The sequence below is a fragment of the Granulicella sp. 5B5 genome (genome assembly GCF_014083945.1).
Lineage (GTDB): Bacteria > Acidobacteriota > Terriglobia > Terriglobales > Acidobacteriaceae > Granulicella.
In genome coordinates this window covers 3,183,516-3,196,034 of the sequence record NZ_CP046444.1, presented here as the reverse complement: position 1 = coordinate 3,196,034, position 12,519 = coordinate 3,183,516, and the positions used below count along the sequence as shown (strand labels likewise).

Annotated in this window: 12 protein-coding genes; 9 read left to right on the top strand and 3 right to left on the bottom strand. The window is 62.1% G+C overall.

The genetic code is table 11. The annotated features are described in order from the left end of the window. Positions 1-470 precede the first annotated feature (470 nt). The 6 genes from GOB94_RS13435 to GOB94_RS13410 are packed head-to-tail and all read left to right on the top strand — an operon-like array spanning position 471 to position 7,564. The gene (locus GOB94_RS13435) at positions 471-2,612 is read left to right on the top strand and encodes a polysaccharide biosynthesis tyrosine autokinase (RefSeq protein WP_182276388.1); all 2,142 of its coding nucleotides are present in this window, start codon (positions 471-473) and stop codon (positions 2,610-2,612) included. A 47-nt stretch (positions 2,613-2,659) separates the two neighbouring features. Continuing rightward, positions 2,660-3,610, top strand: a complete 951-nt coding sequence (locus GOB94_RS13430; RefSeq protein ID WP_182276387.1) for a polysaccharide biosynthesis/export family protein — start codon at positions 2,660-2,662, stop codon at positions 3,608-3,610. 25 nt (positions 3,611-3,635) lie between these two features. Then, positions 3,636-4,895 (top strand): glycosyltransferase family 4 protein, encoded by a 1,260-nt coding sequence (locus tag GOB94_RS13425; RefSeq protein WP_182276386.1) that lies wholly within the window; start codon positions 3,636-3,638, stop codon positions 4,893-4,895. A 43-nt stretch (positions 4,896-4,938) separates the two neighbouring features. Further along, a complete protein-coding gene (locus tag GOB94_RS13420) occupies positions 4,939-6,120 on the top strand; it encodes a glycosyltransferase (RefSeq protein ID WP_255483966.1) in 1,182 nt (393 codons plus the stop codon). Further along, the gene (locus GOB94_RS13415) at positions 6,117-6,740 is read left to right on the top strand and encodes a putative colanic acid biosynthesis acetyltransferase (protein WP_182276385.1); all 624 of its coding nucleotides are present in this window, start codon (positions 6,117-6,119) and stop codon (positions 6,738-6,740) included. Before GOB94_RS13420 ends, GOB94_RS13415 begins: the two co-directional genes overlap by 4 nt. Continuing rightward, complete coding sequence (locus tag GOB94_RS13410; RefSeq protein WP_182276384.1) at positions 6,737-7,564, top strand: glycosyltransferase family 2 protein; 828 nt, start codon at positions 6,737-6,739, stop codon at positions 7,562-7,564. The genes GOB94_RS13415 and GOB94_RS13410 overlap by 4 nt, the downstream gene beginning before the upstream one ends. A 26-nt stretch (positions 7,565-7,590) precedes the next feature. On the opposite strand, the gene GOB94_RS13405 is transcribed toward GOB94_RS13410, so the two are convergent. Then, on the bottom strand, positions 7,591-7,974 hold the full coding sequence (locus GOB94_RS13405; protein ID WP_182276383.1) for a response regulator: 384 nt from the start codon (positions 7,972-7,974) through the stop codon (positions 7,591-7,593). Between the two features lie 143 nt (positions 7,975-8,117). Between GOB94_RS13405 and GOB94_RS13400 the strand changes: the two genes are divergently transcribed. After that, complete coding sequence (locus GOB94_RS13400) at positions 8,118-8,924, top strand: CpsB/CapC family capsule biosynthesis tyrosine phosphatase (protein ID WP_182276382.1); 807 nt, start codon at positions 8,118-8,120, stop codon at positions 8,922-8,924. Here GOB94_RS13400 and GOB94_RS13395 read toward each other — a convergent pair. Next, positions 8,921-9,682, bottom strand: a complete 762-nt coding sequence (locus tag GOB94_RS13395) for an SDR family NAD(P)-dependent oxidoreductase (RefSeq protein ID WP_255483965.1) — start codon at positions 9,680-9,682, stop codon at positions 8,921-8,923. The genes GOB94_RS13400 and GOB94_RS13395 overlap by 4 nt on opposite strands. After that, positions 9,679-10,209 carry a hypothetical protein gene (locus GOB94_RS13390; RefSeq protein WP_182276381.1) on the bottom strand — a complete coding sequence of 177 codons (531 nt, stop codon included), beginning with the start codon at positions 10,207-10,209 and terminating at the stop codon, positions 9,679-9,681. Before GOB94_RS13390 ends, GOB94_RS13395 begins: the two co-directional genes overlap by 4 nt. A gap of 240 nt (positions 10,210-10,449) precedes the next feature. Between GOB94_RS13390 and GOB94_RS13385 the strand changes: the two genes are divergently transcribed. Then, a complete protein-coding gene (locus tag GOB94_RS13385; protein ID WP_182276380.1) occupies positions 10,450-10,746 on the top strand; it encodes a co-chaperone GroES in 297 nt (98 codons plus the stop codon). A gap of 93 nt (positions 10,747-10,839) precedes the next feature. After that, complete coding sequence (gene groL / locus GOB94_RS13380) at positions 10,840-12,510, top strand: chaperonin GroEL (protein ID WP_182276379.1); 1,671 nt, start codon at positions 10,840-10,842, stop codon at positions 12,508-12,510. Positions 12,511-12,519 lie beyond the last annotated feature (9 nt).

Genomic DNA, 12,519 nt, shown 5'->3' with positions numbered 1-12,519 from the left:
GCCGACCCGGCCGCCGCGGAGCCCGCACCCAAATCCGCACCGGCAAGTAGCCTGCCTTCCATGCCGGTGCCCGTAGGCCAGACGCCGAAGCAAACTCCCGCACCGCTACCCGATCAACCGCCGCGCAGATGCCTGCTCTAGCAGCAAGGGCGTGAACAAGGACACTACGATGGCCGTGCAGCTGACGTGGTTTCCAAAGCTGCACAGCAGCCCGCAATCGGCCGATGCACCGCAGCTGGGCATGTAATGATCGTTGCCCGAACGAGTCTATGTTGCTGAAAAGGTAACGGCCGGCGTCCTGATTTTGAAGCTGCAACCAGATTTGGAGCGGCGCATGATCCAGCGTGAACTGTGCGGGCCGGTTCGCGTAGACTGGCTACGATGATGCCCGCACCTTATGATGCCCCCAAGCCGATATGGAGAGCCACGGCCTCCCACTGACGGCCGTGGACCAGGCATCGGAGAACGCGTTGTCCGATGCCTGGATCACCATCCGCAAGCGGTTGTGGGTAATCCTGCTGCTGAGCGTGCTGGGCGCCGGATGGGGTTACTACAAGGCGGTAACGCAGCCACGCATTTACGAGGCTTCCGGCACCATCGAGATTCGCAGCGGCTCGACCAACGAGTTCAGACTGAGTAGCGGAACCGGCTCCGACAACACGTTTCCGATTCCCACACAGGTAGCGCTGCTGAAGAGCGACACACTGCTGCTGAATGTAGCTCGCGATCTGAATCTGGCCAATGACCCCAGGTTCATGGGACCGAGCCCAAAGCCGCGCAACCTGGATGACCCGATCGTGCGGCAGAGCGTACTGGGCTCGATGCAAGGCATCGTGAGCATCAGCCCGCTGCCCAAGACCGACATCATCCGCATCAGCTGCAGCACGCTGGATGCGCGGCTCTCGGCCGACATTGTGAACCGGCTGGTGAAGGACTACATCACGCGGAGCTTTCAGTCGCGGCAGGAAGCGGAGCAGCGCGTGACAGAGTTCTTCTCCCACCAACTGGACGACCTGAAGAAGCAGGTGGAGGCTTCGCAGGGCAACATGATCGACCTGCAGAAACAGCTAGGCGTGCTGGGCTTCGACCCGAACCTGAACCAGGTGACGAACAACCTGGCCGACCTGAACAAAGCGGCCAATGCGGCGGAGCTGTCGAGGATTGAAGCGGAGACGCGATACAAGGTCATCGCAGGCACTGACCCAAGCAGCACAACGCAGGAGATGGATGCGAGCCGAACGAGTCCAGCGGTGATCTCCCTGCGCACCCAGTTGAACACAGCGCGGGCGCGCATGGCGGAGCTGACGGCAAACCTAGGCCCGAACCATCCACAGGTACTGGCCGTGAAGGATCAGATCGCCGAGCTGACCCGGGAGCTGACTGAGGAGCAGAACCGCGTGCTGGTTGACGCCAAAGCTGCTTATATCGCAGCGAAGGCAGAGGAAGACCACACCAAAGCTGCGCTGGAAGCACAACAGGACGAGGCCTTCAGGCTGCGCGATGCGCTGGTGAACTATACCCTGAAACAGCGCGAGTTCGATGCCAACCGTACACTCTACGATAACCTGAGCCAGCGGCTGCGCACCGCAGGAGTGCAGGCCGGGCTGGAGTCGACCGAGATCGACATCGTGGATGTAGCAATGCCGCCAATCGGCCCGTCGCTGCGGCCGAAGTCGACGATCATGATGATCGATGCGCTGGGAATGCTGATCATCGGCGTGGTGCTGGCGTTCGTGCTCGACAGCCTGGATATGGGGCTCCGGACGGTGAGCGAGGTGGAGTCGGTCTCCGGGCTGCCATCGCTGGCGCTAATACCACGTACACGCCGTGGCTCTCCGGAGGTCTCTCACCTGAGTCTGGTCTATCGATCGCTCGTGGTGCTGGCGAGTCCGAGGTCGCAGTCGGCTGAGGCCTTCCGTGCGCTGCGCACGTCGCTGCTGCTCTCCGTGGCGGGTGGCGAGCCCCAGACGATCCTGTTGACCAGTGCAACACCCGCCGAAGGTAAAACGACCGTCTCGATGAACCTGGCGACCGTGCTGGCGCAGCGCGGCGTGCGCGTACTGTTGATCGATGCCGATCTGCGCCGCCCAACGATACACCATCGGCTTGGACTCACCGGCAACGTGGGTCTGACCTCGGTACTAACCGGCAGCGCTACGCTGAAGGAAGCCATCCAGAGCCTGCACGATGCGCCGGGGCTCGACGTGCTGGTGAGCGGCCCCGTACCCCCCTTTCCGACCGAGATGCTGAGCTCGCAACCGATGCAGAAGCTGCTGGATGAAGCCCGCTCCACCTATACGCACATCGTCATGGATTCGCCGCCGATGCTCTCTGTGACGGACAGTATTGTGCTGGCGCAGCAGGCCGATGCCGTGGTCCTGATCGTGCGCCAGGGCAAGAGCAGCAAACATGCACTGCGGCGCGCACGCGACCTGCTGATGCGTTCGGGCGCGAGAATCACAGGCATTGTGCTGAACGCCGTAGACCTGAACGCGCCGGAGTATGCGGCGTATTACGGCTACTACGGGTACTCGGGTTACGGTTCGGAGGGCGTCGACAGCAAATCCTGGGACCCGCGTGGATGGAACAAGCGGGACGGAGGGAAGCCATGATGCGGCAGCTCGCAGTGTACAGACGGTATACGTTGTGGTGCACCCTGATGTCGACCACGCTCGTGCTGGCGGCGTTGCCCGCCGTCGCGCAGTTCAACGGGCCTGCATCGCCTACGGCGAGCCCGGAGATCAATCGGCCTGTGACACTGACGACCGACAGAACTACGCTCTACCCGCCGACGCACGATGTACTGCTGACCGCCGGGGACATGATCGGAATCCACATCTTCGGGCAGTCCGACTACTCGCCCAGCATCCGCATCGGCACAGACGGCAATGTGGTGCTGCCGCTGATTGGCGAAGTGCATATGGAGGGGCTCACCATCACCGAGGCCGAACGGCTGATCGCGCAGAAACTGGTCGATGCAGGCATCTACCGCAACCCGCAGGTGACGCTGCAGATCACCGAAGGCCCCAACGCCGTGGCGACCGTTATCGGAGAGGCGCACGGCATTGTCCCGATCATCGGCACGCGGAGATTGCTGGACGTACTGACGAGCGTCGGCGGGCTGCCGCCGACTGCGAGCCACGTAATCACCATCCACAGGCCCGGACAACCGGAGCCGATTGTGGTGAACCTGGGCAGCGACCCCATGCACAGTCAGGTCGCCGATATCCCGATCTTTGCCGGCGATACGATCATCATCTCGCGCATCGGTGTGGTGTATATGATCGGCGCGTTCAAGACGCCCGGAGTAATCGCACTGACGCCCTATACACCGCTGACGCTGATGCAGGCGACCGCTCTGAGCGGTGGCATTACCTTCGAAGGCAAGTACGACGACCTGCGCGTGATTCGCACAGTGGGCGGCGAGCGAACGATTGTGAAGCTGGATGTGAAGCGTGTGCTTTATGGCAAGGCGCCAGACCCCATCCTGCAACCGAACGACATCGTCTTTCTCCCCAACAGCATGCTCAAGGCTTCCATCAGCAACGGCAGTCTCGGGACGCTGCTTGGCGTGGCGAGCGTGCTAATTACAGTCATCACACTGCGTTAGCCGCATGACGGGGAGGGCATCTGCCATGCGAACGCCAGATTACACTGCATTCCAGCATGGAAACGAGACAAGACCGGTGCGGCTCGCCTATGTTGTAAGCCATCCCATCCAGTACCAAGCGCCTCTGCTGCGGCGGATCGCGCAGGAACCGGACATCGCATTGACGGTGCTGTTCGGCTCCGACTTCTCTGTGCGAGGTTACAAGGACGCGGGGTTCGGCGTTGAGGTGAACTGGGACGTGCCCTTGCTGGAGGGATACAAATCGGAGTTCCTGCCGGCGTTGCGAGACAATGGTACCGTCTCGATGACCAGTCCCATCAGCCACGGCATCTACAGGCATTTGCAGAACGCGGACGGCAGCCCTGCCTTCGATGCACTATGGGTCCACGGCTATGCAAGCATCAACGCCCTGCAGGCGATACTCGCGGCAAAGATGCTTGGCATCCCGGTGCTGCTGCGCGCCGAGGGCTGGCTCGGCGACCGCGAACGCAGCGGCTGGAAGCTCGCGCTGAAGCGGCTCTTCTTTTCTGCACTGCGCGGTTGCATAGACGCTACGTTGCCTATCGGACAATTTAACGCGGAGTACTGGCGGCACTACTTCGGCGATGCCGTGCCACAATTTCCGATGCCCTATGCCGTCGATAACGATTGGTTCGCGCAGCGCGTGGAAGCAGCAGCGCAACAGGCAGAGGCGCTGCGCACGGAGTTGCGACTGGAGCCGGGCAGAAGCGTGGTGCTCTTTGCGTCCAAGCTGCAGGCGCGCAAGCATGCCGACCATCTGGTTGCTGCATACGCAAGGTTTACTGCGACCTGCGCGCCGGAGAAGTCGCCGTACCTCGTGATTGTGGGAGATGGCGAAGAGCGTCCTCGGCTCGAAGCAGAATGCCAAAAATTAGAGCTGCAGCACGTGCGCTTTGCGGGCTTTCGCAACCAGACCGAGTTGCCTGTGTTCTTTCGGCTGGCGAATGTGTTTGTACTGCCCTCACGGCATGAGCCCTGGGGGCTGATCGTGAATGAAGCGATGGCATCCGGCCGCGCGGTGATCGTCTCCAGCGATGTGGGCAGCCATGCTGACCTTGTGACTGATGGCGTGCAGGGTTGCGTGTATCCGGTGGGCGACGTGGAGGCGCTGATGCACGCGCTGAGCCGTGTGCTGACGCCGCCCGGCGCCTCGCGCGCCATGGGCGACGCCGCACGGGAGCGCATGAAGACGTGGAGCTTTGAGGAAGACGTGCGTGGCCTGCGTGCCGCGCTCGCATACACGACCGGCAAGCTCACACCATGAGCCTAGTTGGTATCATCACGACGTAGCGAGGGAGCGGCGAAGCTTGCGGATTCTGCACATCATCAGCAACATGAGGCCCGATAGCGGCGGCCCGCAGGAGGCTGTGCGGATGATGCTGCGCTCGGCCCCTGATGGCTGCGATAGCGAGGTGCTGACGCTGGACGATCCGCAGGCTGGCTACTTGCAAGCTGCTCCGTTTACCGTTCATGCGCTGGGCGGTGACTGCAAGGGGGCCTACTCCGCGAAGCTGGTGCCGTGGCTGCGCGCCAACCGCAACCGCTACGACGGCGTTGTGCTACATGGTATGTGGGAGTACCTCTCGCTCGCTGTGTTGCGCACTGTGGCCGGACACGTGCCCTATCTGGTGTTTGCACACGGAATGCTGGACCCGTACTTCAAGCGCGCATCACGCATCAAGCATATGAAGAAGTGGCTCTACTGGCTGCCGGTGCAATACTGGGTGCTGCGGCACGCGCTGCGTGTGGTGTTCACGACAGAGGCCGAGCGCGGTCTCGCTGCGCAGAGCTTCTGGCTGCATCGCTGGAACGCGGCGGTGATCGGTCTGGGAGCCGATGCGCCGTCTGCGGATGTAGCGGAGTGCCGCGAGGCGTTCTACGCGCTCTGCCCGGCTCTGCGCGACAAGCAGTATCTACTCTTTCTCGGCCGCCTCGACCCGAAGAAGGGGTGCGATCTGTTGATCGAAGCCTTCGCGCGGGTTGCGCTACTGCAACCGGACGTGCAACTGGTAATGGCCGGCCCAGACAGCGCGGGCTGGCAAAGCAAACTGCAGCGTATGGCCGAGCGCGCAGGCATAGCAGAGCGCGTTCATTGGCCAGGCATGCTGAAGGGCGAGAGGAAGTGGGGCGCGTTTGCGGGATGCGAAGCGTTCGTCCTGCCGTCACATCAGGAGAACTTCGGCATCGCGGTCGTGGAGGCCCTGGCCTGCGGGAAGCCTGTGCTGATCACGCAGCCCATCAACATTGCGGAGGACCTGGCCGCCGACGGCTGCGCGCTGGTGGATGACGATACCCTGGAAGGCGTGATCTCCCTGCTGACGCAATGGACCGGCTTGAGCCCCGCAGAACGCGAGGCGATGAGCGCCCGCGCATTACAGAGCGCCACAACGCGGTACGATATGCGAAAGAACACGAGTGCGCTGGTGGAGCTTCTTGCCGATGCAAGGGCAGCCCAAACAAGCGCGCTTGCGGAGCCACGCAAGGCATGAGTGAGACGACACGCCACCGTACCCCCGTGTATCGCGCCACCGATCACATCGTCGCGCCGCCGGGAGCGGACGCTTACACACGGCCCGCATTTTCCCTGAGTAATCGCGCGGCGCGGCTGGTGTGGGGCATCGTCTGGTTGCTGCTGTACCGGACGTCACCGCGGCCGTTCCATGCATGGCGCAGCCTTTTGTTGCGACTCTTCGGCGCGAAGCTTGGGACAAAGTGCCACTTCTATCCGGGCTCAAAGGTATGGGCGCCGTGGAACCTGCACTGCGCCGATCAGGTGACCACGGCCGATGGCGTTGAAATCTACAACCCCGCACTGATCGAGTGCGGCTCACACGTGATCTTTTCGCAGGGCAGCTATATCTGTGGCGCGACGCACGACTACAACGATCCCGCGTTTCCACTGCTTGCCTACCGCATGAGCTTCGGCGCGTATGCGTGGATTTGCGCGCGCGCCTGTGTCGCACCCGGCGTACAGGTGAGCGAGGGCTCCGTGCTGGGACTGGCGTCTGTCGCTACACGCGACCTTGAGCCCTGGACGGTGTATGCAGGCGTGCCTGCAAAAGCCGTGAAGCAGCGCGAACGTTTTCTACACGGCGGAGACGCGGCGTGATCTCGGTGCTCATTCTTACGCGCAATGAAGAGCTGGACCTGCCCGGGTGTCTCGACTCGGTGGCATGGTGCGACGATGTGCATGTACTGGACTCCGGCAGCATAGACCGCACAGTGACCATCGCGCGCGAGCACGGCGCCAGCGTGAGTATGCGTGCGTTTGACAACTATGCCGCGCAGCGAAATGCCGGCCTGGCATTGCCGTTTTGCCACGGCTGGGTGCTGGTGCTGGATGCCGACGAGCGTCCGACACCAGAGCTCGTCACGGAGATGCAACAGGCTGTGGCGCATGTGCAGGACGGCGTTTCCGGATTTCGCATGCGGCGGCGCGACTACCTGTGGGGCACATGGCTCAAGCACGCACAGATGACGCCCTTCTATGTGCGGCTGCTGCGCGTGGACAGGGCGCGTTATACGCGGGAGATCAACGAAGTTGTCGATGTACAGGGCACAGTGGCATCACTCAATGCTCCGTTCGACCACTTCCCTTTTTCAAAGGGCCTTGCGAGTTGGGTAGCACGGCATAACGCCTACTCCAGCGCGGAGGCCGACCTGCTGGCAAACGGCACTGCCGTGCAAGGTGCGTCATTGCGACAGGCGTTGTTCGCAGCTGACTTTCACCAGAGACGCGCTGCGCAGAAGGCGATCTTTTACGGCCTGCCTCTGCGGCCCCTGATCAAGTGGCTGTACCTGATGTTCGTACGACGTGCCGTGTTGGATGGGCGCGCAGGCATGATGTACGCCACGCTGATGGGGTACTATGAATACCTGATTGAGTTGAAACGCCATGAACGGCTGAGGGAACGCGCGAAGTTGCCACTGTAGCTGCACCGCTGCACGGGCAGCAGTGTTTAGCCGCGAAGTTTGGCGAGCAGATCGGTCGGGTGCACCGGCTTGGCGAGGATCTCGAACTCATGTCCCTGGGTGCGCGCGCGCTCCAGCAGATCGGCAGTGGCGGCCTGTCCCGAGAAAAGCAGGATCTTGCACTCCGGCAGACGGTTGCGCACTTCAATCGCGGCTTCGATGCCAGTCATGCCAGTCATAATGACGTCGGAGATCAGCATGTCAGGCTTGAAGGAGTCCAGCAGGTCGATGGCCTTTTCGCCGCTATAGACAGCCCTGGCTTCAAAGCCTGCCTGATTGAGGATGATGACCAGTGTGTTTGCGATTACCTGTTCGTCGTCGGCGACTAGAACGCGGGGCTTGCTGGAGGAGCTCGATGTCTGTTCTGCCATGAGGACGTTCCTGGAATCTACTTTCATGAAAGGTTGAGGGCACACTACGCGCTATAACGTTTACCGCTGAGTGTCATCTCTATCATAGGATGCAAAACTGCCTGTTCAGGCAGTCTAGCCAGAGTGTTAAACTAAACGCTACCATGGTCGATATACATCATCACCTTTTGCCCGGCCTGGACGATGGCTCGACCGATCTTGAAACCTCCGTGGCCATGGCGCGCATGGCAGCGGAAGACGGTATCACCCACATCGTCGCCACCCCCCACGCCAACAATCGTTATGCGTTCGACCGCGAACGCAACGAGCAGCTGCTCGACGCCCTGCGCGAGAGCCTGGCCCGCGAGGGCGTGAAGATCACGCTCGGCAGCGGCTGCGACTTTCACATGAACTATGACAACATCCAGGATGCCCGCCGCAACCCGCACCGCTACTCGATCAATGCAAAACAGTATCTGCTGATCGAGCTGCAGGACCACGCCATCCCGCCGCAGATGGGCGATTCGATCTATGACCTGCGGCTGGCCGGCTTGACCCCTATACTGACCCACCCTGAACGCAATCCCACCCTGCAGCGTGACCCTTCGCGCCTCAAAACCTGGGTGCAGCAGGGCATGCTCGTGCAGGTGACAACCAGCTCCGTGGTCGGCCAGATGGGCCAGGTCGCGGAGAAGATGGCGCACAAGCTGTTAAGCGACCGCTGGGTCCACTTCCTCGCGACGGATGCGCACAACACCACACGGCGTCCGCCAAAGATGCGTGCCGCCCACGACGTCGTTGCTTCGAAATATGGCGCTGACTATGCGCAGGCGATCTGTGTGGACAACCCCCTGGCAGTCTTCGAAGGACAGCCGCTACCCGCCATTGAAGAGCCCCGCAATCTCTACGAGATAGAACGCCCATCGTTCCTGAAGCGGCTCTTTGGCGGAAAGGCTAGCAGGCTGACCTAGAGGCCGAGACCGCCATCCACCGCCAGCAGCTGCCCGGTGATGAAGCTGGGCGCGGTGGCGAAGAACAACACCGCCGCGGCAACATCCTCCGCCTGGCCGTTACGGCCCATCGGCGTCTTCGCGGCAAAGTGCTCGTACGCCGGATTCACATCACCCCACACAATCATCCCTGGAGCAACGCAGTTCACCGCGATCTCCGGGGCCCACGCCTTGGCCATCGTCTGCGAGAGCATGTGCAGCGCCGCCTTCGACGTGCAGTAGTGCCCATGCGTGGCCCACGGGTGCAGCCCGCCCAGCGAACCGATATTGACGATGCGGCCCCGCGCCGCCTTCAGGTACGGATGCGCCGTGCGGGCAAGCAGAAACGGGCCACGCGTGTTGGTCTCGAACATCGCATCCCACTGCGCAACGGAGATCTCTTCCAGAGCTGCGGTCTCAAACGCGCCCGCGTTGTTGACCAGTATGTCGAGCCCACCCAGATGGGAGACCGCCGTTGCGATGGCACGCTCCACGCTCTGCTCCTCGCGTACCTCACAGGGCACAGCCATCGCGTTTGAACCAAGAGCCCGGAGCGCAGCGACCGTCTCCTCGGCGTCGGCCTGCGAGCCGCGATAGGTGATGACGACATCGGCGCCGGCCTCGGCCAGCGTCAGCGCCAGCGCACGGCCAATCCGCCGGGCTGCCCCGGTCACCACAACGCCCTTACCACTCAGGATCTTTGCCGGCAGAGTCCCCTGCAGCCCGTCCGCACCGCTCACTGGGGAGTGCCTGCCGTCGCAGGAGGAGGCAGCGGATGCGGTGGCTCCTGGATGCCCGGCTTTACCTGCGAGGCCTTGCCACTGTTGTCCTCGAACTCCGACACCTGTGCCCGTGGCCGCTGCATCTTGACCAGTAGGTCCTTGGTCGGGGTGTCCACATCAATCTCCTGTGCGGAGGTTGCAAAGCCGTTGGCGATGACCTGCACATTCACCTTGCTGCCGATCTCGATCACGTCGATCACAGCCTTGCCGTCCTCGTCGGTCTTTACCTCGAGGTTGCCGTCGTTGTGGCCATCGCGCACGGCGTGGAAGACCACTGCTGCATTCATGATCGGCTTGCTGTTGAAGCCCTTCTGGACTGTCACGGTGATGTGCGCTGTGGGTGGCAGCGGCTTGTACTTGCGGCCATGCTCGGAGTCCTGCGCGGACGCCGCCGCAGTACCCACGAGGCAAGCCAGAACCGGGACAACACTCGCTTTTGCAAGCGTCCTGACGAGGGCCGAGGAGCTGGAAGTGCGAAAATTCATAGGCTGATTCTACAGCTTTTGACCCGTAACTGGCTGCCTCCGACCCTCGCTTACGGCCCGCCCGAGAATATGAGCGAGTTTAACTCAAATTCATACAGACACCCTTGACCGACTTCGATCAGAGGCCTATATTAGCAATCGGCACAGGTGAGTGCTAAGGCGCTACTTCGGCCTTCCGGCACTCCCACCCAGTCCACCGGGCCCGCTACAACCAACGTTTCATCAAGGAGAAGCACCATCATGGCAGCCACCTCATTTACGCCGTTGCATGACCGCATCCTGGTTCGCCGCCTCGAAGAGGGCGAAACCAAGGTCGGCGGCATCATCATCCCCGACTCCGCCAAGGAAAAGCCCCAGCAGGGCGAAGTCATCTCCGTCGGTAAGGGCAAGTCCAACGACGAAGGCAAGGTCTTCCCTCTCGACGTCAAGGCCGGCGACAAGATCCTCTTCGGCAAGTACTCCGGCACTGAGATCAAGCTCGACGGCGAGGAGTTCCTCATCATGCGCGAGGAAGAAGTCCTCGGCATCCTCAAATAACTTTCGCTCCGGCGATATACGGTAGGTCACGGCTTCAGCCGTGACATGGATTCCACCAAAAATTTTGGGGCTTCAGCCCCTGAGGGAAACACAATGGCAAAGCAAATTCTGCACGGAGAAGATTCGCGTCAGGCGATTCTGCGCGGCGTGAACACGCTCGCGAACGCTGTGAAGGTGACGCTCGGTCCCAAGGGCCGCAACGTCGTCATCGAGAAGAAGTTCGGTTCGCCGACCATCACCAAGGACGGCGTCACCGTCGCCAAGGAGATCGAGTTGCCCGAGGGCCTCGAGAACATGGGCGCACAGATGGTGAAGGAGGTCGCCTCCAAGACCTCCGACGTTGCCGGCGACGGCACCACCACCGCCACCGTTCTGGCCCAGGCCATCTACCGCGAGGGAGTAAAGACCGTCGCGGCCGGTGCCAACCCGATGGCGCTGAAGCGCGGCATCGACAAGGCCGTTGAGGCCATCATCGGCAAGCGCGATGAGAACGGCGTCGTCACCGGCGGCGCTCTTTCCACGTTCTCCAAGCCCGTCTCGGGCGACATGATCGCCCAGGTCGGCACCATCTCCGCCAACTCGGACGAGCAGATCGGCACCATCATCGCTGCGGCGATGAAGAAGGTCGGCAAGGACGGCGTCATCACCGTGGAAGAGTCCCGCACGATGGAGACTCAGCTCGATGTGGTCGAGGGCATGCAGTTCGATCGCGGCTACCTCTCGCCCTACTTCGTCACCGATGCGGAGCGCATGGAAGCTGCCCTCGAGAACCCCTACATCCTCATCTATGAGAAGAAGATCTCCACGATGAAGGACCTGCTGCCGCTGCTGGAGCAGGTTGCCCGCACCGCCAAGCCCCTGCTGATCATCGCCGAGGATGTGGACGGTGAGGCGCTCGCGACCCTCGTGGTGAACAAGCTGCGTGGCACGCTGAACGTTGCGGCCGTGAAGGCCCCCGGCTTCGGCGACCGCCGCAAGGCCATGCTGGAGGATATCGCTGTCCTGACCGGCGGCAAGGCTATCACCGAGGACCTCGGCATCAAGCTCGAGGGCGTCACGCTCGAGGATCTGGGCACCGCCAAGCGCATCACCATCGACAAGGACAACACCACCATCGTCGATGGCGGCGGAGCTGACGACAAGATCGCAGGCCGCGTGAAGGAGATTCGCGCGCAGGTCGAGAAGACCACCTCCGACTACGACCGCGAGAAGCTCCAGGAGCGCCTTGCGAAGCTGGTTGGTGGCGTCGCCGTCATCAAGGTCGGGGCAGCTACCGAGACCGAGATGAAGGAGAAGAAGGCGCGCGTCGAGGACGCGATGCACGCAACCCGTGCAGCTGTCGAAGAGGGCATCGTCCCGGGCGGCGGCGTGGCACTGGTGCGCTGCACCAAGGCCGTCGACGACCTGATCAAGACGCTCGAAGGCGACGAAAAGATCGGTGCGAACATCATCCGTCGCGCCATCGAAGAGCCGCTGCGCATGATCGTCCACAACGCGGGTGAAGAGGGTGCAGTGGTCATCGGCAAGATCAACGAATCGAAGGACACCAACTTCGGCTACAACGCCGGCACCGGTGTCTACGAGGACCTGGTCAAGGCCGGCGTCATCGACCCGACCAAGGTCACGCGCACTGCCCTGCAGAACGCCGCCTCCATCAGCGGCCTGATGCTCACCACCGAGGCCATGATCGCCGATATTCCGGAGAAGAAGGAAGCTCCGGCCGGCGGCCACAACCACGGCGGCGGCATGGACGGCATGTACTAAGCTCCACCG